Annotated in this window: 18 protein-coding genes; 17 read left to right on the forward strand and 1 reads right to left on the reverse strand. The window is 72.5% G+C overall.

Going from position 1 to position 18,640, the window contains the following annotated elements; translation table 11 throughout:
* The first annotated feature begins 39 nt into the window (after positions 1-39).
* The gene (locus ACFCY7_RS26100) at positions 40-1,395 is read left to right on the forward strand and encodes a replication-associated recombination protein A (protein ID WP_376488502.1); all 1,356 of its coding nucleotides are present in this window, start codon (positions 40-42) and stop codon (positions 1,393-1,395) included.
* Between the two features lie 396 nt (positions 1,396-1,791).
* On the forward strand, positions 1,792-2,406 hold the full coding sequence (gene rpsD, locus ACFCY7_RS26105) for a 30S ribosomal protein S4 (protein WP_015032311.1): 615 nt from the start codon (positions 1,792-1,794) through the stop codon (positions 2,404-2,406).
* A 34-nt stretch (positions 2,407-2,440) separates the two neighbouring features.
* Here rpsD and ACFCY7_RS26110 read toward each other — a convergent pair whose 3' ends face one another.
* A complete protein-coding gene (locus tag ACFCY7_RS26110; protein ID WP_376488487.1) occupies positions 2,441-4,669 on the reverse strand; it encodes an AAA family ATPase in 2,229 nt (742 codons plus the stop codon).
* A gap of 169 nt (positions 4,670-4,838) precedes the next feature.
* Here ACFCY7_RS26110 and ACFCY7_RS26115 point away from each other — a divergent pair, with 169 nt between their 5' ends.
* The 15 genes from ACFCY7_RS26115 (at position 4,839) to nusB (ending at position 18,584) form a co-directional block, all read left to right on the forward strand.
* On the forward strand, positions 4,839-5,276 hold the full coding sequence (locus ACFCY7_RS26115) for a DUF948 domain-containing protein (protein WP_376488488.1): 438 nt from the start codon (positions 4,839-4,841) through the stop codon (positions 5,274-5,276).
* A 6-nt stretch (positions 5,277-5,282) separates the two neighbouring features.
* Positions 5,283-5,633 (forward strand): DUF6167 family protein, encoded by a 351-nt coding sequence (locus ACFCY7_RS26120; RefSeq protein ID WP_376488489.1) that lies wholly within the window; start codon positions 5,283-5,285, stop codon positions 5,631-5,633.
* Positions 5,633-8,302 (forward strand): alanine--tRNA ligase, encoded by a 2,670-nt coding sequence (gene alaS, locus ACFCY7_RS26125; RefSeq protein WP_376488490.1) that lies wholly within the window; start codon positions 5,633-5,635, stop codon positions 8,300-8,302. The genes ACFCY7_RS26120 and alaS overlap by 1 nt, the downstream gene beginning before the upstream one ends.
* 2 nt (positions 8,303-8,304) lie before the next feature.
* Positions 8,305-8,769 (forward strand): Holliday junction resolvase RuvX, encoded by a 465-nt coding sequence (gene ruvX / locus ACFCY7_RS26130; protein WP_376488503.1) that lies wholly within the window; start codon positions 8,305-8,307, stop codon positions 8,767-8,769.
* A gap of 101 nt (positions 8,770-8,870) precedes the next feature.
* Positions 8,871-10,691, forward strand: coding sequence for an endolytic transglycosylase MltG (gene mltG, locus ACFCY7_RS26135; protein WP_376488491.1), 1,821 nt, complete (start codon positions 8,871-8,873; stop codon positions 10,689-10,691).
* The gene (locus tag ACFCY7_RS26140; protein ID WP_376488492.1) at positions 10,688-11,515 is read left to right on the forward strand and encodes a shikimate dehydrogenase; all 828 of its coding nucleotides are present in this window, start codon (positions 10,688-10,690) and stop codon (positions 11,513-11,515) included. The genes mltG and ACFCY7_RS26140 overlap by 4 nt, the downstream gene beginning before the upstream one ends.
* A 44-nt stretch (positions 11,516-11,559) precedes the next feature.
* On the forward strand, positions 11,560-11,787 hold the full coding sequence (locus ACFCY7_RS26145; RefSeq protein ID WP_376488493.1) for a hypothetical protein: 228 nt from the start codon (positions 11,560-11,562) through the stop codon (positions 11,785-11,787).
* A 114-nt stretch (positions 11,788-11,901) separates the two neighbouring features.
* Complete coding sequence (gene aroC / locus ACFCY7_RS26150; protein WP_376488494.1) at positions 11,902-13,086, forward strand: chorismate synthase; 1,185 nt, start codon at positions 11,902-11,904, stop codon at positions 13,084-13,086.
* Positions 13,083-13,604: a shikimate kinase gene (locus ACFCY7_RS26155; RefSeq protein WP_376488495.1), complete on the forward strand. Its 522-nt coding sequence runs from the start codon at positions 13,083-13,085 to the stop codon at positions 13,602-13,604. Before aroC ends, ACFCY7_RS26155 begins: the two co-directional genes overlap by 4 nt.
* On the forward strand, positions 13,601-14,695 hold the full coding sequence (gene aroB / locus ACFCY7_RS26160; protein ID WP_376488496.1) for a 3-dehydroquinate synthase: 1,095 nt from the start codon (positions 13,601-13,603) through the stop codon (positions 14,693-14,695). Before ACFCY7_RS26155 ends, aroB begins: the two co-directional genes overlap by 4 nt.
* Complete coding sequence (aroQ, locus tag ACFCY7_RS26165) at positions 14,692-15,138, forward strand: type II 3-dehydroquinate dehydratase (RefSeq protein ID WP_376488497.1); 447 nt, start codon at positions 14,692-14,694, stop codon at positions 15,136-15,138. The genes aroB and aroQ overlap by 4 nt, the downstream gene beginning before the upstream one ends.
* Before the next feature lie 113 nt (positions 15,139-15,251).
* Positions 15,252-16,340: an AAA family ATPase gene (locus ACFCY7_RS26170; RefSeq protein WP_376488498.1), complete on the forward strand. Its 1,089-nt coding sequence runs from the start codon at positions 15,252-15,254 to the stop codon at positions 16,338-16,340.
* A 75-nt stretch (positions 16,341-16,415) separates the two neighbouring features.
* Positions 16,416-17,528, forward strand: a complete 1,113-nt coding sequence (locus ACFCY7_RS26175; protein ID WP_376488499.1) for an aminopeptidase P family protein — start codon at positions 16,416-16,418, stop codon at positions 17,526-17,528.
* Positions 17,529-17,577: 49 nt separating this feature from the next.
* Complete coding sequence (efp, locus tag ACFCY7_RS26180; RefSeq protein WP_376488500.1) at positions 17,578-18,144, forward strand: elongation factor P; 567 nt, start codon at positions 17,578-17,580, stop codon at positions 18,142-18,144.
* A 2-nt stretch (positions 18,145-18,146) separates the two neighbouring features.
* The gene (gene nusB / locus ACFCY7_RS26185; protein WP_376488501.1) at positions 18,147-18,584 is read left to right on the forward strand and encodes a transcription antitermination factor NusB; all 438 of its coding nucleotides are present in this window, start codon (positions 18,147-18,149) and stop codon (positions 18,582-18,584) included.
* The last annotated feature ends 56 nt before the right edge of the window (positions 18,585-18,640 follow it).

Raw genomic sequence — 18,640 nt, forward strand, 5'->3', positions numbered from 1 at the left:
CGACCGCGCTGTCGGCGCGGTGACCTAGGCTTCATGACCGTGGAGCCCGACCTCTTTACCGCAGCCGCCGAAGACCGCCAGGAGAAGGACCCGGCCAGCAGCCCGCTGGCCGTCCGGATGCGCCCCCGCACCCTCGACGAGGTGGTGGGCCAGCAGCACCTGCTCAAGCCCGGCTCACCGCTGCGCCGCCTCGTGGGAGACGGCGACGGCGGCCCCGCCGGAGCCTCCTCCGTGATCCTCTGGGGCCCGCCGGGCATCGGCAAGACGACCCTGGCGTACGTGGTCTCGAAGGCGACCGACAAGCGGTTCGTGGAGCTCTCCGCGATCACCGCGGGCGTCAAGGAGGTCCGGGCCGTCATCGACGGCGCCCGGCGCGCGGTCGGCGGCTACGGCAAGGAGACCGTCCTCTTCCTCGACGAGATCCACCGCTTCTCGAAGGCGCAGCAGGACTCCCTGCTGCCCGCCGTGGAGAACCGCTGGGTGACGCTGATCGCCGCCACCACCGAGAACCCCTACTTCTCCGTCATCTCCCCGCTGCTCTCCCGCTCGCTGCTCCTCACCCTGGAGCCGCTGACCGACGAGGACCTGAGCGGGCTGATGTCCCGGGCGCTCACCGGCGAGCGGGGGCTCGGCGGCGCCGTGACCCTGCCGCCGGACGCCGAGGCGCACCTCCTCCGGGTCGCCGGCGGCGACGCCCGGCGCGCCCTGACCGCCCTCGAAGCGGCGGCCGGCGCCGCCATCGCCAAGGGCGAGCCGGAGATCACCCTCCAGACCGTCGAGGAGACCGTCGACCGGGCGGCCGTGAAGTACGACCGGGACGGCGACCAGCACTACGACGTGGCCAGCGCCCTCATCAAGTCGATCCGGGGCTCCGACGTCGACGCGGCCCTGCACTACCTGGCCCGGATGATCGAGGCGGGGGAGGACCCGCGCTTCATCGCCCGCCGCCTCATGATCTCCGCGAGCGAGGACATCGGCCTCGCCGACCCCAACGCCCTGCCGATCGCGGTGGCCGCCGCCCAGGCCGTCGCCATGATCGGCTTCCCCGAGGCCGCGCTCACCCTCAGCCACGCCACCATCGCCCTGGCCCTCGCCCCCAAGTCGAACGCCGCCACGACCGCGATCGGCGCCGCCCTCGCGGACGTCCGCAACGGCCTCGCGGGCTCCGTCCCGCCCCACCTCCGCGACGGCCACTACAAGGGCGCCGCCAAACTCGGCCACGCCCAGGGCTACGTCTACCCCCACGACGTCCCCGGCGGCATCGCCGCCCAGCAGTACGCCCCCGACTCCGTCCACGGCCGCCGGTACTACGAACCCACCCGCTACGGCGCCGAGGCGCGCTACGCGGACGTGGTGGAGCGCGTCCGCGACCGCCTGCAGGGCGAGGGCGGCTAGGGCCTGCGCTCCGGGAGCTCCCGGAGCGGCGGCCTGCGGGGGCGGGCGGCCTCCGTGCGAGCGGACCCTCCGGAACCGGTACACTGGTCCGGATTGCTGCGTCCCGTGTCCGGCTTCGGTCGGCGCCACCAGAACGGGACAGTCAGCCGGAGACCCGGCCCTCGGGCGGGGTTTCCAGGAGCGTCGCGCACCTTCGAAGGTGTCGCGGGCCACCCATCACCCCCCGGTTCCCGGGAGCGGCGGTGGGTCGTTCGCGTGCTGCACGTATGTGCCCAGACCTGGGAGCGGCTGCCCGGCAGGTCCGTCCCGTACGGACCAGGCGGGTTTCCCGGCTGCGGATGCGACCTCCCCTAACCCTGGTGAAGCCGTTTTCGTATCAATGAGAGAGGTTGGTTCATGCCGAACCAGTCCCGTCCCAAGGTCAAGAAGTCGCGTGCCCTCGGCATCGCGCTGACCCCGAAGGCCGTCAAGTACTTCGAGGCCCGCCCCTACCCGCCGGGCGAGCACGGCCGTGGCCGCAAGCAGAACTCGGACTACAAGGTCCGTCTGCTCGAGAAGCAGCGTCTGCGCGCCCAGTACGACATCAGCGAGCGCCAGATGGCGCGCGCCTACGACCGCGCCAAGAAGGCCGAGGGCAAGACGGGCGAGGCGCTGGTCGTCGAGCTCGAGCGTCGCCTCGACGCCCTGGTCCTGCGTTCGGGCATCGCCCGCACCATCTACCAGGCCCGCCAGATGGTCGTCCACGGCCACATCCAGGTCAACGGTGGCAAGGTCGACAAGCCGTCGTTCCGCGTCCGTCCCGACGACGTCGTGATGGTCCGCGAGCGCAGCCGCACCAAGCCGCTGTTCGAGATGGCCCGTGAGGGTGGCTTCGCCGCCGACGGCGAGACCCCGCGCTACCTGCAGGTCAACCTGAAGGCCCTGGCCTTCCGCCTCGACCGCGACCCGAACCGCAAGGAAATCCCGGTCATCTGCGACGAGCAGCTGGTCGTCGAGTACTACGCCCGCTGATCCCGGCAAGGCCGTAGTACCACCCACGCGGTGTTCAGCCCGCCGCTTCCCCGCCCTTACCGGTGGGGGAGCCGGCGGGCTTCCGCGTTCCCGGGACCGCCGCCGACCTGGCCGTACGGAACGGACGCGGGGCCGCCGGCCCGACCGGGCCGCCGACGGCCGGATCGCGGCGGCCGGCGAGCGCGCGCTCCACGGCCGCGTCGAGCGAGAGCCCCTCGCCCTCCCGGAACGCGACCGCGTACGCCTCCGGACCCAGCGCCTCGCCCGCCCGCTGCTCGCACAGCGCCCTCGGCCCGCCGAACGTCGCCGAGCCGAAGAGCCGGATGCCGACCGTGTCCCACACCGGCACCGTCGCCCCCTGGAGGACCGCGGCCTCCGCCGCGTTCCCCTCGCTCACCGTCACCAGGGCGAGCAGCTCGATCGCGAGGACGAGACCGACCAGATCGTGGAAGGCGTGGTTGATCGACACGCACTCGTCGAGCAGCTCCCGCGCCTCCCCGTACGCGCCCCGCGTCCACGCGGAGAACCCCAGGACGTAGAGGGCGTACGCCCGGGTCCACCGCTCCCCGCGCTCCTCGCAGACCTCCCGCACGTCACGACAGATCGCGACCGCCCCCTCCAGATCCCCCTGGAAGGCCCGCGCCATGGCCAGCTCGACCTGCCCCATCAGCACGTTGCTGTTCAGCTCGCCGAGCTCCCGGTAGGCGTCGAGGGCCCGCCCGATCAGCTCCTCGGCACGCGGCACGTCGTCCGAGAGCAGCGCCAGGCAGCCCATCCGGTGCGTCGCGTACGCCTCCGCCAGGGCGTTCCCCGAGGCCCTGGCCCGCTCCCCGCACTCGTGGAGCGCCGCCACCGCGGCCGTGCCGTCCCCCTGGAGGACGGCCACGTACCCGAGCACCCACAGCGCCTTCAGCCGCGCCTCCTCGTGCCCCGACTCCAGGGCCAGCGCCCGCTCCAGCCAGTGCCGCCCCTCCGAGAGCCGGCCGCAGCCCACCCACGCGAACCAGAGCGTGCCCGCCAGGTGCTGGGCCAGGTGCGCGTCCTCCGGGAGTTCGAGGCACAGGTCGAGGGCCGCCCGCAGGTTGGGCAGCGCCGCGTCCGTGCGGGCCGCCACCTCGCCCTGGCGGGGACTGAACCACTCCAGCTCGCACCAAGTGGCGAGCCCCATGTACCAGTCGCGGTGCCGCCGCCGCATCCGCTCCGTGTCGCCGAGCGCCGCCAGCCACTCCGCCCCGTACGCGGCGACCGTGTCCAGGAGCCGGTAGGCGGGACCGGCGGGACCGTCCTCCCGCGCCAGGAGCGACTGCGCGAGCAGCCCCCCGAGCAGGTCCAGGACGTGCTCGGGAGGCAGCTCCGGACCCCCGCACACGTACTCCACGGCCTCCAGGTCGAAGGGGCCCGCGAACACCGACAGCCGCGCCCAGAGCAGCCGCTCCTCCGCGGTGCACAGCTCGTGGCTCCAGCCGATCGCCGTCCGCAGCGTCTGATGGCGGGGGAGCGTGCCCCGCCCGCCGTCCGTGAGGAGCCGGAACCGGTCGTCGAGGCGGCACAGCATCTGCTCGACGGAGAGGAGCGGCAGCCGCCCCGCCGCCAGTTCGAGGGCCAGCGGGATGCCGTCGAGCCGCAGGCACAGCTCCCGCACGGCCGCCGAGGGGCCGGGGAGGAGAGGGGCCTCGGACGCCGCGGGGAAGGGCAGGGCGGGCACCGTCGACGCGGCAGGCGCGGGCGTCATCGGCGCGCCCGCCTCCGCGGCCCGCTCGGCGAGCAGCGCCACCGCGTCCGCCTCGCCCATCGGCGCCAGCGTGAACACGCTCTCGCCCGCCACCCGCAGCGCCCGGCGCCCGACCGCGAGGACGGTGAGGCCGGGGGCGTGCGCCAGGAGGTCCCGTACCAGCGGCGCGCAGCTCTCCACCAGGTGCTCGAACCCGTCGACCACCAGCAGCAGCCGGCGTTCGGCGAGGTGCTCCACGAGCACCTCGCGCGGGGCGCGCAGCGTGTGGTCGGTCAGGCCGAGCGCCTCGACGAGGGCGTACGCCACCAGGTCCGGGTCGCGAAGCGGCGCGAGGTCGGCGAGGCGCACCCCGTCGCCGTAGCGTTTCTGCGCCCCGGCGGCAGCCCGGAGCGCCAGCCGGGTCTTGCCGACCCCGCCCACTCCGACGACCGTGACCAGGCGGGACGTCTCAAGGAGCGCCGTCAGGGCGGCCTGCTCGGCGGCCCGTCCGACGAACCGGTTCAGCTCCGCCGGGAGATTGCTCCGTCGCATGGGACACGGAGCGTACCCATCCGCGCGCTCTCCGTACAATCGGTTCCCCTAACTCCCGTCCCGCGGACGGTAATGCGGTACGGCGGGCCAGCCCGGGCGCGATAGGGTCGGGGGACTACTTTTGGCAAGAACCCGACGACAGATCCGACGACACAGGGAGCGGTGCAGAGTGACCGGTGGAGAGGTTGCCGGCATCCTCGTGGCCGTCTTCTGGGCGATCCTGGTCTCCTTCCTCGCCGTGGTGCTGGTGAGGCTGGCGCAGACGCTCAAAGCGGCCACGCGGATGGTGGCGGACGTGACCGAGCAGGCCGTCCCGCTGCTGGCCGACGCCTCCGCGACCGTGCGCTCCGCGCAGACCCAGCTCGACCGGGTCGACGCCATCGCGTCGGACGTCCAGGAGGTCACCTCCAACGCCTCCGCGCTCTCCTCCACCGTCGCCTCCACCTTCGGCGGCCCGCTCGTCAAGGTGGCCGCCTTCGGCTACGGCGTGCGCAAGGCGCTCGGCCGGGGCCGGGACGGGGAGGACGTGCCGCGGGACTCCGTGCGACGTACTGTGATCGTCGGCCGTACCGTGCCGTCCTCGAGACGCCGGAAGCAGAAGGGCTGAGCCGCGATGTTCCGCCGCACGTTCTGGTTCACGGCCGGCGCAGCCGCCGGTGTGTGGGCCACCACCAAGGTCAACCGCAAGCTGAAGCAGCTGACCCCCGAGAGCCTCGCGGCCCAGGCGGCGAACAAGGCGATCGAGACCGGACACCGCCTCAAGGACTTCGCCCTCGACGTGAGGGCGGGCATGGTCCAGCGCGAGGCCGAACTGGGCGAGGCGCTCGGGCTCGACGCCCCCGTGGAGCCCGGCACCGGCCGGGAGCTCCCGGAGCCCCGCCGCAAGACCGCGCTCGGCCGCGCGCCGCACCCGACCACGCATTCAATTTCCACGATCTCGTACAACCGGAATGAGGACCACTGATGGAGTCGGCTGAAATCCGCCGCCGCTGGCTGAGCTTCTTCGAGGAGCGCGGGCACACCGTCGTCCCTTCGGCGTCGCTCATCGCGGACGACCCGACTCTGCTGCTCGTCCCCGCCGGCATGGTGCCCTTCAAGCCCTACTTCCTGGGTGAGGTCAAGCCGCCGTTCACGCGCGCCTCCAGCGTGCAGAAGTGCGTGCGCACGCCCGACATCGAGGAAGTCGGCAAGACCACCCGCCACGGCACGTTCTTCCAGATGTGCGGCAACTTCTCCTTCGGCGACTACTTCAAGGAAGGCGCCATCAAGCTCGCCTGGGAGCTGCTGACCACCCCGGTGGAGCACGGCGGCTACGGGCTCGAGCCGGAGAAGCTCTGGATCACCGTCTACCAGGAGGACGACGAGGCCGAGCAGATCTGGCGCGACGTCGTCGGCGTCCCGGCCGAGCGCATCCAGCGCCTCGGCAAGAAGGACAACTACTGGTCGATGGGCGTCCCCGGCCCCTGCGGCCCGTGTTCCGAGATCAACTACGACCGCGGCCCCGAGTTCGGCGTCGAGGGCGGCCCGGCCGTCAACGACGAGCGGTACGTGGAGATCTGGAACCTGGTCTTCATGCAGTACGAGCGCGGCGAGGGCTCCGACAAGGAGAACTTCCCGATCCTCGGCGAGCTGCCGTCGAAGAACATCGACACGGGCCTCGGCCTGGAGCGCCTGGCGATGATCCTCCAGGGCGTCCAGAACATGTACGAGACGGACACCCTCCAGGTCGTCATCGACAAGGCCACCGAGCTCACCGGCGTCGCCTACGGCAAGGCCCACGACAGCGACGTGTCGCTCCGCGTGGTCGCCGACCACATGCGTACGTCCGTCATGCTCATCGGCGACGGCGTCACCCCCGGCAACGAGGGCCGTGGCTACGTGCTGCGCCGCATCATGCGCCGCGCCGTCCGCAACATGCGCCTGCTCGGCGCCACCGGCCCGGTCGTCCAGGACCTCGTCGACACCGTGATCAACACGATGGGCGAGCAGTACCCGGAGCTGGTCACCGACCGCAAGCGCATCGAGACCGTCGCCCTCGCCGAAGAGGCCGCCTTCCTGAAGGCCCTCAAGGGCGGCACGAACATCCTCGACACCGCCGTGACCGAGACCAAGGCCGCCGGCGGCACGGTCCTCTCCGGCGACAAGGCGTTCCTGCTCCACGACACCTGGGGCTTCCCGATCGACCTCACCCTGGAGATGGCCTCCGAGCAGGGCCTCTCCGTGGACGAGGACGGCTTCCGCCGCCTGATGAAGGAGCAGCGGGACCGCGCCAAGGCCGACGCCAAGGCCAAGAAGACCGGCCACGCCGACATGACCGCGTACCGGGAGATCGCCGACGGCAACGGCGCCACCCAGTTCACGGGCTACACCAACACCGAGGGCGAGACCACGATCGTCGGCCTCCTCGTCAACGGCGTCTCCTCGCCGGCGGCCTCCGAGGGCGACGAGGTCGAGGTCGTCCTCGACCGGACCCCGTTCTACGCCGAGGGCGGCGGCCAGATCGCCGACCAGGGCCGGATCAAGCTGCACAGCGGCGCCGTCATCGAGGTCCGCGACGTCCAGCAGCCGGTACCCGGCGTCTCCGTGCACAAGGGTTCCGTGCAGGTCGGCGAGGTGACCGTGGGCGCCACCGCCTACGCCGCCATCGACGTCAAGCGCCGCCGGGCCATCGCCCGCGCCCACTCGGCCACGCACCTGACCCACCAGGCGCTGCGCGACGCCCTCGGCCCGACGGCCGCCCAGGCCGGTTCGGAGAACCAGCCCGGCCGCTTCCGCTTCGACTTCGGCTCGCCGAACGCCGTTCCCGGCGCCGTGCTCACCGACGTCGAGCAGAAGATCAACGAGGTCCTCTCGCGCGAGCTCGAGGTCCACGCCGAGGTCATGCCGATCAACGAGGCCAAGCGCCAGGGCGCCATCGCCGAGTTCGGCGAGAAGTACGGCGAGCAGGTCCGCGTCGTCACCATCGGCGACTTCTCCAAGGAGCTGTGCGGCGGCACGCACGTCGGCAACACCGCCCAGCTGGGCCTGGTGAAGCTGCTCGGCGAGTCGTCCATCGGCTCCGGCGTGCGCCGCATCGAGGCCCTCGTCGGCGTCGACGCGTACAACTTCCTCGCCCGCGAGCACACGGTCGTCGCCCAGCTCCAGGAGCTGGTGAAGGGCCGCCCGGAGGAGCTGCCGGAGAAGATCTCCACCATGCTCGGCAAGCTGAAGGACGCCGAGAAGGAGATCGAGAAGTTCCGCGCGGAGAAGGTCCTCCAGGCCGCCGCCGGTCTCGTCGACTCCGCCCAGGACATCCGCGGCCTCGCCCTGGTCACGGGCCGGGTGCAGGACGGCACCGGCGCCGACGACCTGCGCAAGCTGGTCCTCGACGTGCGGGGCCGCATCCCGTCCGACCGTCCGGCCGTCGTCGCCCTGTTCACCACGGTCAACGGCAAGCCGCTCACGGTCATCGCCACCAACGAGGCCGCCCGCGAGCGCGGTCTCAAGGCCGGCGAGCTGGTCCGCACGGCCGCCAAGACCCTCGGCGGCGGTGGCGGCGGCAAGCCGGACGTCGCCCAGGGCGGCGGCCAGAACCCGGAGGCGGTCGGCGAGGCCATCGCCGCCGTCGAGCGGCTCGTGGTGGAGACGGCGTGACGATGCGCCGTGGCCGCCGTCTCGCGGTCGACGTCGGGGACGCCCGGATCGGGGTCGCCTCGTGCGACCCCGACGGGGTCCTCGCGACGCCGGTGGAGACCGTGCCGGGACGTGACGTCCCGGCCGCCCACCGGCGGCTCCGCCAGCTCGTCGAGGAGTACGAGCCCATCGAGGTCGTCGTGGGTCTGCCCCGCTCGCTCAGCGGGCGGGAGGGCCCGGCCGCGACCAAGGTGCGCGCCTTCGCCCGCGAGATGGCCAAGGGCATCGCCCCGGTGCCGGTCCGTCTCGTCGACGAGCGGATGACCACGGTCTCCGCGACCCACGGGCTCCGTGCCTCCGGCGTGAAGGCCAAGAAGGGGCGGTCCGTCATCGACCAGGCCGCCGCTGTGATCATCCTTCAGAACGCTCTTGAGTCCGAACGGGTATCAGGTAATCCGCCCGGCGAGGGCGTCGAAGTGGTCATCTGATCGCGATACGGTAACGTTCCGCGCGATGCGGCCGTGTTCGAACAACTGCCGCACTACGTAGAGGCGGATCGTCCGGAAGCCTCGCGGCTGTTTGGGGATCGATGACTGAGTATGGCCGGGGCCCTGGCTCCGAACCGTGGCACCCCGGGGACCCGTTGTACGGGGACCAGGGGTGGGAGGGCCAGCAGCAGTACCCGCACCCGCAGCAGGCGAGCCAGTACGACCAGGGCGGCCACGGCTACGAGGACCCGTACGGCCAGGCCGGACAGGGCTACCAGGGCGACCCGTACCAGCAGCAGGCTCAGCAGCAGCAGTACTACCAGCAGCAACAGCAGGCGCAGCAGCAACAGCAGCCGCAGGGCTACGTGGACCCGCAGTACCAGCAGCAGACGCAGTACCAGCAGCAGCAACAGCAGGCGCAGCACCAGCAGCAGGCGCAGCCTCAGCAGCAGTACGGGACGGGGTACCAGGGCGGCTACGACACGCCCGGGGACCTCGGACAGCAGTACGACGGCAACTGGGACACCGGCCAGGCCTCGATGGCGTACGGCGCCCCGCAGGCCGATCCGTACGGCGGCCAGACCCCGGACCTCTACGGCACCCCCGAGGCCTACCCGCCGCCCCAGCCCCCCGGCCGCCGCCGGACCCCGCCGGAGCCGGTGATCGACTGGGCCCCGGAGGAAGAAGCGCGCCCGGAGCCGGAGGAGGAGAAGCACCCCTTCTTCACCGGCGAGGACGACCCCGACGACCACGACGACGAGTACGACGAGGAGCCGGCCGGCCGGGGCTCCCGCGGCGGCGACCGCGAACGCCGCAGCAAAGCGAAGAAACGCAAAGGCAAGAACGGCGTGGCCTGCCTCGTCGTCGCGCTCGTCCTCGCGGGCGGCGTCGGCGGCATCGGCTACTTCGGCTACGAGTTCTGGCAGGGCCAGTTCGGCGCGGCCGAGGACTTCGCCGGCACCGGCACCGGCGAGGTGCAGGTCGAGATCCCGAAGGACGCCGGCGGCTACGAGATCGGCAACATCCTCAAGAAGGCGGGCGTCGTCAAGAGCGTCGACGCCTTCGTCTCCGCGCAGGGACGCAACCCCAAGGGCCTCTCGATCCAGGCCGGCGTCTACACGCTGAAGAAGGAGATGTCGGCCGAGAGCGCCGTCACGCTCATGCTCGACCCGGTGAGCCAGGCCAACCTCGTCATCCCCGAGGGCAAGCGGAACGCCTGGGTCTACGACCAGCTCGACAAGCGCCTCGACCTCAAGGCGGGCACCACCAAGGAGATCGCGCTCGCGAAGGCCGACTCCCTCGGGCTGCCCGACTGGGCCAAGAACCACGACGACGTCAAGGACCCGCTGGAAGGCTTCCTCTTCCCGGCGAGCTACCCCGTCGCCAAGGGCAGCAAGCCCGAGGACGCCCTGCGCAAGATGGTCTCCCGCGCGAACCAGGAGTACACGAAGCTGGACCTGGACGCGAAGGCGAAGGCCGTGGGCGTCAAGGGGCCGTGGGAACTCCTGACGGTCGCGAGCCTCGTGCAGGTCGAGGGCAAGTACAAGCACGACTTCGACAAGGTGGCGCGCGTCGTCTACAACCGCCTCAAGCCCGACAACGCGGAGACGGCGGGACGCCTGGAGTTCGACTCCACGGTGAACTACCTGAGGGGCACCAGCACCCTCGACGTGGGATCCGTCGAGGCCATGCGCAAGATCAAGGACCCGTACAACACCTACGCGTACGACGTGAAGGGCCTCATCCCCGGTCCCATCAGCAACCCCGGCATCGAGGCGCTGAACTCGGCGATGGCTCCCGCCGACGGCCCGTGGTACTACTTCGTGTCGATCAACGAGAACAAGACCGTCTTCTCCGTGACCCTCAAGGAACACAACCGGAACGTCGCGGAGTACGAGAAGGAACGGAAGTCGGGACAGTGAGCAGGCAGCACCGCGCGGCCGTCCTCGGTTCGCCGATCGCGCACTCGCTCTCCCCGGTGCTGCACCGGGCCGCGTACGCCGAGCTCGGTCTCGACGACTGGTCGTACGAGCGGTTCGAGGTCGACGAGGCGGCGCTGCCCGGCTTCGTCGCCGAGCTGGACGGAACGTGGGCGGGCCTGTCGCTGACCATGCCGCTGAAGCGGGCGATCATCCCGCTGCTCGACGAGATCAGCGACACGGCCGCCGCCGTGGAGGCCGTCAACACGGTCGTCCTCCGGGAGGACGGCCGGCGGATCGGGGACAACACCGACATCCCCGGCATGATCGCCGCCCTGAGCGAGCGCGGCGTCGAGAAGGTGGAGTCGGCGGCGGTCCTCGGCGCAGGCGCCACGGCGTCCTCCGCGCTCGCCGCGCTCGCCCGGATCTGCGTCGGCCCCGTCACCGCGTACGTGCGGAGCGAGGCCCGCGCGGAGGAGATGCGCGGCTGGGGCGAGCGGCTCGGCGTGGAGGTCCGTACCGCGGACTGGGAGCGCGCGGCCGAGGCCTTCGCATCCCCGCTGGTCGTCGCGACGACCCCGGCCGGCACCACCAACGCCCTGGCCGACGCGGTCCCCGAAGGCCCCGGCACCCTCTTCGACGTCCTCTACGACCCCTGGCCGACCGCGCTCGCCGCGGCCTGGTCCGAGCGCGGCGGCAAGGTCGTCGGAGGCCTCGACCTCCTCGTCCACCAGGCCGTCCTCCAGGTCGAGCAGGTGACGGGCCGCGTGCCCGCCCCGCTCGCGGCGATGCGGGCGGCGGGGGAGCGGGCGCTGGCCGCCCGATAGGCTGCACCGCGACGCCGAGCGGAACACGGGGGAGTACGGCGAACATGAGTGAGTCACTGACGCTCGCCTCCAAATGGGACCTGGCGTTCGACATCGCGCGCTTCTTCCGGCTGGTGATCTTCGGTCACCTGCCCGAATGGCTGCGCTATCCGCTGATCGCGGCCGGCTCCACCCTCGCCGTCCACGCGTGTCTCGGATGGCTGCGGACCCGCTTCGGCGAGGCGCGGGACGACGAGCGGCCTGTCCAGGAATACGACGCCCCCGTCCGATAGCTGGACGGGAGGGCGGGTTCGTCCCCGGGACGTGAAAGGATCGGGGGCGGCGGGCCAGGGCCGCGCACCCGGCCGCGTCGTCGCAGTGCCCAGGCGCGAGCATGAGGAGCATCGTTGAGCAGGTTGCGTTGGCTGACCGCTGGGGAATCCCACGGACCCGGGCTGGTCGCGACGCTGGAGGGTCTTCCCGCCGGCGTCCCGGTCACCACTGAGCTGGTGGCGGACCACCTCGCGCGGCGACGCCTCGGCTATGGGCGTGGCGCCCGGATGAAGTTCGAGCAGGACGAGATCACCTTCCTCGGCGGCGTCCGCCACGGACTCTCGCTCGGCTCCCCGATCGCCGTCATGGTCGGGAACACCGAGTGGCCCAAGTGGGAGAAGGTCATGTCGGCCGACCCGGTCGACCCGGCGGAGCTCAAGGAGACGGGCCGCAACGCGCCCCTGACCCGGCCCCGGCCCGGCCACGCCGACCTCGCCGGCATGCAGAAGTACGGCTTCGACGAGGCCCGGCCGATCCTGGAGCGCGCCAGCGCCCGGGAGACCGCCGCCCGCGTCGCCCTCGGTGCCGTCGCCCGGTCCTTCATCAAGGAGGCCGCGGGCATCGAGATCGTCTCGCACGTCGTCGAGCTGGCCGCCGCCAAGGCGCCGTACGGCGTCTACCCGACCCCCGGCGACGTCGAGCGGCTCGACGCCGACCCGGTGCGCTGCCTCGACGCCGACGCGTCGAAGGCGATGGTGGCCGAGATCGACCAGGCCCACAAGGACGGCGACACCCTCGGCGGCGTCGTCGAGGTCCTCGCGTACGGCGTGCCCGTCGGCCTCGGCTCGCACGTCCACTGGGACCGGCGCCTCGACGCACGCCTGGCCGCCGCGCTCATGGGCATCCAGGCCATCAAGGGCGTCGAGGTCGGCGACGGCTTCGACCTCGCCCGCGTGCCCGGCTCGAAGGCGCACGACGAGATCGTCCGCACCGAGGACGGCATCAAGCGGACCTCCGGCCGCTCCGGCGGCACCGAGGGCGGTCTGACCACCGGCGAGCTGCTGCGCGTCCGCGCCGCCATGAAGCCGATCGCGACCGTGCCGCGCGCCCTCGCCACGATCGACGTCGCCACCGGCGAGGTCGCGGCCGCCCACCACCAGCGTTCCGACGTGTGCGCCGTCCCCGCCGCCGGCATCGTCGCCGAGGCCATGGTCGCGCTCGTCCTCGCCGACGCGGTCGTCGAGAAGTTCGGCGGCGACAGCGTCCCGGAGACCCGCCGCAACGTGCAGTCGTACCTCGACAACCTGCACATCCGGTGACCGCCGGTCCCCTGATCGTCCTCGTCGGGCCGATGGGCTCCGGCAAGTCCACGGTGGGCGCGCTCCTGGCCGCGAAGCTGGGCGCGCCCTACCGGGACACCGACGCCGACATCGTCGCCGCCGAAGGACGCGAGATCTCCGACATCTTCGTCGAGGACGGCGAGGAGCACTTCCGCGCCCTCGAACGGGCCGCGGTCGCCGCGGCCGTCGCCGAGCACGAGGGCGTCCTCGCCCTCGGCGGCGGCGCGATCCTCGACGAGGGCACCCGCGCCCTGCTGGCCGGGCGGCCCGTCGCGTACCTCTCGATGGACGTCGACGAGGCCGTCCGCCGCGTCGGCCTCAACACCGCGCGGCCGCTGCTCGCCGTCAATCCGCGCCGCCAGTGGCGCGAGCAGATGGACGCGCGCCGCCACCTGTACACCGAAGTAGCCCGGGCCGTCGTCGCCACCGACGACCGCACCCCCGAAGAGGTCGCGGACGCGGTCCTCTCGGCACTGGATCTGAAGAAGGACGCATGACCGACCAGGAAACGACCCGGATCCACGTCGCGGGCAGCGCGGGCACCGACGCGTACGACGTGCTGGTCGGCCGACAGCTGCTCGGCGAGCTCCCCGCCCTGATCGGCCCCCAGGCCAAGCGGGTCGCCGTGATCCACCCGGAGGCCCTCGCCGACACCGGCGAGGCGCTCCGCGCCGACCTCGCCGACCAGGGCTACGAGGCCGTCGCCATCCAGGTGCCGAACGCCGAGGAGGCGAAGACCGCCGAGGTCGCCGCCTACTGCTGGAAGGCGCTCGGCCAGACCGGCTTCACCCGCAGCGACGTCGTCGTCGGCGTCGGCGGCGGCGCCACCACCGACCTCGCCGGCTTCGTGGCCGCGACCTGGCTGCGCGGCGTGCGCTGGATCGCCGTGCCGACCACCGTCCTCGCGATGGTCGACGCGGCCGTCGGCGGCAAGACGGGCATCAACACCGCCGAGGGCAAGAACCTCGTCGGCGCCTTCCACCCGCCGGCCGGCGTCCTCTGCGACCTCGCCGCGCTGGACTCGCTGCCGGTGCACGACTACGTCAGCGGTCTCGCGGAGATCATCAAGGCCGGCTTCATCGTCGACCCGGTGATCCTCGACCTCATCGAGGAGGACCCGCAGGCCGCCCGCACCCCGGACGGTCCGCACACCGCCGAGCTGCTCGTCCGCTCGATCAAGGTCAAGGCCGAGGTCGTCTCCGGCGACCTCAAGGAGTCCGGCCGCCGGGAGATCCTCAACTACGGCCACACCCTCGCCCACGCCATCGAGAAGAACGAGCGGTACAAGTGGCGCCACGGCGCCGCCGTCTCCGTCGGCATGGTCTTCGCCGCCGAGCTCGGCCGGCTGGCCGGCCGCCTCGACGACGCCACCGCCGACCGGCACCGCGCGATCCTGGAGTCCGTCGGCCTGCCGCTCACCTACCGCGGCGACCAGTGGCCCAAGCTCCTGGAGACGATGCGGGTCGACAAGAAGTCCCGCGGCGATCTGCTCCGCTTCATCGTGCTCGACGGGATCGGCAAGCCGACCGTCCTGGAGGCCCCGGACCCGGCGGTGCTGATCGCGGCCTACGGCGAGGTGTCGGCGTGACCGAGGCGCGCCCGGTCCTCGTGCTGAACGGCCCGAACCTCGGCCGACTCGGCTCCCGCGAGCCCGACATCTACGGCGCCACCTCGTACAAGGGGCTCGTCGAGTCCTGCCGGACGCTCGGCGCGGAGCTCGGCTTCGACGTCGACGTGCGGGAGACCAACGACGAGGGCGAGATGATCCGCTGGCTCCACGAGGCGGCGGACGGCTCGATCCCGGTGGTGATCAACCCCGGCGCGTTCACGCACTACTCGTACGGGATGCGGGACGCGGCCGCCCAGCGGACCGCGCCCCTGATCGAGGTGCACATCTCGAACCCGTACGCCCGCGAGGAGTTCCGGCACACCTCGGTCATCGCGGCCGTGGCGACCGGGACGGTGGCCGGCTTCGGAATCGGCTCCTACCGGCTCGCCCTCAGGGCGCTCGCCGAGGAACTCGCCGGCTGACGGGGCACCAGAAGGCGTTCCCGGCCGTTGCCCTTGTGGGGGCCGGGGACGGTAACGTTCCGGCGTCCACGGTTACCAGAGGCCGACAGGCGTACGAGACGGAGTGGCACCGGATGCAACACGCAGTGGGGGGTCCGCTGCCACCGCCCGAACGGCCGGGGCAGACGCCCGACCCCGTTCAGGGAGCAGGAGCCGGCGCGGGCGGTGGCGCCCAGGGCGCGCATCCGCCCGTCCCGCCGACCCCTCCCCGGGGCACGCCGTATCCGGGCCACCCGTCGGGCCCGGCGCCGACCGGCGGGCCGCTGCCGGCCGGACCCCCGCCCGCCGGGGCGTCGGCCGCCGTACCGCCCGCGGGACCGCCGTCCGCCGCGCCCCGGCTCGGGGTGCACCGGACCGTCCAGGCGGGCGCCCCCAGGCACCCGCAGGGGCCGCCGCCGCACGCGGCGCCCGGAGCGCCGCCGTCCGGCCCCGGAGGGCCGGGGTGGGGCGGGCCCGGGGCCGTACCGCAGCACGGGGCGCCGCAGGGGCAGGCCGCGTCGCCGTACCCGGCCGCTCCGCCGCAGCGGGCGGACCTGACCGGGCACGTGCCGCTGCCGCCCGTGGGAGCGCCGCCGGCACCCGCCACCGAGCACGGCGGGACCGGCACGGCCACGCTCGCGGTGCTGCTGATCGGGCCCGCCGGGGCCGGCAAGACGACCGTCGCGCGGCACTGGGCGCAGCGCCGCCGGGTGCCCACGGCGCACATCAGCCTCGACGACGTCCGCGAGTGGGTCTGCTCCGGCTTCGCGGACCCGCAGTCGGGCTGGAACGACCACTCCGAGGCCCAGTACCGCCTCGCCCGCCGCACCTGCGGCTTCGCCGCGCGCAACTTCCTCGCCAACGGGATCTCCTGCATCGTCGACGACGCGGTCTTCCCCGACCGGCCCGTCGTCGGCCTCGGCGGATGGAAGCGCCACGTCGGCCCCGGCCTGCTCCCGGTGGTCCTGCTGCCCGGCCTGGAGATCGTCCTGGAGCGCAACGCGGAGCGCAGCGGCAACCGGCGCCTCTCGGACGAGGAGGTCGCCGCCATCCACGGCCGGATGGCCGGCTGGTACGGCTCGGGGCTGCCGATCATCGACAACTCCACGTACGACGTCGAGACCACCGCCCGCGTCCTCGACGACGTCCTGGCCCGCGCGATAGCGAGTCCGCCCACCTGGTGACCCGGCGGCGGGCCGGCCCGCCCGGTCGGCCGCTCAGAACAGGCCGCCGCGGCGCGGTGCTCGTAGGCTCGGAGCATGTCAGAGGTGTATGCGGACCGCCGTGTACGGCTGCGCGACCGGTGCGCGGCCGCGGGCAGCCCGGCGGCCCTGGTCTCCCGCCCCGCCAACGTGCGCTATCTCGCGGGCGGCTCACCGCCGGGCGCGGTGCTGCTCGTCGGCCCGGAACCGGACACGGACGTCCTGCTCTGCCCCGTCGCGCCCGGCGGCGAACCGGCCGACGGGCGGCTCGACGAGCTGCTCAGACAGCAGGTGCTGCCCGCGGGCGGCGGTGATCCGGCGGTCGCGGCCGCCGACCTGGTCCGCCGGGCCGGCGTGGACGCGCTCGCCGTCGAGGAGCACGACCTGACGGTGGCCAGGCACCGCGCCATGGGCTCCGTCGCGCCCGGACTGCACCTCGCCGACCTCGCGTGCGCCGTCGAGCAGCTCAGGATCGTCAAGGACGAGGACGAGATCGCCTGCCTCCGGATCGCCGCCGAGATCGCCGACCAGGCCCTCGGCGAGCTCCTGGAGTCGATCCTCGTCGGGCGGACCGAGCGCCACCTCGCCCTGGAGCTGGAGCGCCGGCTCGTCGATCACGGGGCCGACGGGGCCGCCTTCCCCACCTCGGTGGCGACCGGCCCGCACTCCGGGCGCCGCGGGCACCGACCGACCGACCGCCGCGTCGAGGAGGGCGATTTCCTCTCCGTCTGCCTCGGCGCCGACTACCGCGGCTACCGGTGCGAGATCGGCCGCACCTTCGTCATCGGCACCACCCCCGCCGACTGGCAGATCGAGCTGTACGAGCTCGTCTTCGCCGCTCAGCGCGCCGGACGGGAGTCCCTCGCACCCGGCGCCGAGTACCGGGACGTGGACCGGGCGGCCCGGCAGATCCTGGACTCGGCGGGCCACGCGGAGGCCGCCGTGCCGCTCACCGGGCACGGGGTGGGGCTCGAAATCGACGAGGACCCGCAGCTCTCACCCTCGGCCATGGGTAAACTGGACGCTTGTGTGCCGGTCACCGTCGAACCGGGGGTCCACCTCCCGGGCCGGGGCGGGGTCCGGATCGATGACACGCTCGTCGTGCGCCAGGAGGCGGACGGCGGACCCGAGCTACTCACCATCACGACCAAGGAGCTGCTCGCGCTGTAAGGCGCGTACGCCTCCCAGGTCCCACGTCAGTCCAGGAGATTCCGCAACCGTGGCTTCCACGAACGACCTCAAGAACGGCATGGTGCTCAAGCTCGAAGGCGGCCAGCTCTGGTCCGTCGTCGAGTTCCAGCACGTCAAGCCCGGCAAGGGCCCGGCCTTCGTGCGCACCAAGCTCAAGAACGTGCTGTCCGGCAAGGTCGTCGACAAGACCTTCAACGCGGGCGTCAAGGTCGAGACGGCCACCATCGACCGCCGCGACATGCAGTTCTCCTACATGGACGGCGACTACTTCGTCTTCATGGACGAGGAGACCTACGACCAGCTGCACGTCGACCGCAAGTCCGTCGGCGACGCCGCCAACTTCCTCATCGAGGGCTTCAGCGCCTCCGTCGCGCAGCACGAGGGCGAGGTGCTCTACGTCGAGCTCCCGGCCGCCGTCGTGCTGACGATCCAGCACACCGACCCGGGTGTCCAGGGCGACCGCTCCACCGGTGGCACCAAGCCCGCCACCCTGGAGACCGGCCACGAGATCCAGGTCCCGCTCTTCATCACCACCGGTGAGAAGATCAAGGTCGACACCCGCACCAGCGACTACCTCGGCCGGGTGAACAGCTAACCGTGGCCGCTCGGAGCAAGGCGCGCAAGCGCGCCTTCCAGATCCTCTTCGAGGCCGACCAGCGCGGTGCCTCCGTCCAGGAGGTCCTCGCGGACCAGGTGCGGCACGCGCGGTCGGACGACCGCCAGCCGCCGGTCAGCGACTTCACCATGCAGCTGGTCGAGGGGTACGCGGCCCACGTGGCGCGGATCGACGAGCTCATCGCGACCTACGCGGTGGACTGGGACCTCGACCGGATGCCCGTCGCCGACCGGAACATCGTGCGCCTCGGTGCGTACGAGCTGATCTGGGAGGACGGCACGCCGGACGCGGTCGCGATCGACGAGGCGGTTCAGCTCGCCAAGGAGTTCTCCACCGACGAGTCCCCGACCTTCGTCAACGGTCTGCTGGCGCGCTTCAAGGACCTGAAGCCGCGTCTGCGCCGCGACGCGGACGACTGAGTCCCGCAGGACGGCCACTCACGCCGAAGGGGCCCGCAGCACACGTGCTGCGGGCC

The organism is Streptomyces sp. NPDC056361 (assembly GCF_042262805.1).
Lineage (GTDB): Bacteria > Actinomycetota > Actinomycetes > Streptomycetales > Streptomycetaceae > Streptomyces.

Bases quoted from the DNA above. Each gene is read 5' to 3' on its own strand.
- rpsD (WP_015032311.1), top strand. From the start codon at position 1,792: ATGCCGAACCAGTCCCGTCCCAAGGTCAAGAAGTCGCGTGCCCTCGGC.
- ACFCY7_RS26110 (WP_376488487.1), bottom strand. From the start codon at position 4,669: ATGCGACGGAGCAATCTCCCGGCGGAGCTGAACCGGTTCGTCGGACGG.
- ACFCY7_RS26120 (WP_376488489.1), top strand. From the start codon at position 5,283: ATGTTCCGCCGCACGTTCTGGTTCACGGCCGGCGCAGCCGCCGGTGTG.
- alaS (WP_376488490.1), top strand. From the start codon at position 5,633: ATGGAGTCGGCTGAAATCCGCCGCCGCTGGCTGAGCTTCTTCGAGGAG.
- ruvX (WP_376488503.1), top strand. From the start codon at position 8,305: ATGCGCCGTGGCCGCCGTCTCGCGGTCGACGTCGGGGACGCCCGGATC.
- mltG (WP_376488491.1), top strand. From the start codon at position 8,871: ATGACTGAGTATGGCCGGGGCCCTGGCTCCGAACCGTGGCACCCCGGG.
- ACFCY7_RS26145 (WP_376488493.1), top strand. From the start codon at position 11,560: ATGAGTGAGTCACTGACGCTCGCCTCCAAATGGGACCTGGCGTTCGAC.
- aroB (WP_376488496.1), top strand. From the start codon at position 13,601: ATGACCGACCAGGAAACGACCCGGATCCACGTCGCGGGCAGCGCGGGC.
- ACFCY7_RS26170 (WP_376488498.1), top strand. From the start codon at position 15,252: ATGCAACACGCAGTGGGGGGTCCGCTGCCACCGCCCGAACGGCCGGGG.
- ACFCY7_RS26175 (WP_376488499.1), top strand. From the start codon at position 16,416: ATGTCAGAGGTGTATGCGGACCGCCGTGTACGGCTGCGCGACCGGTGC.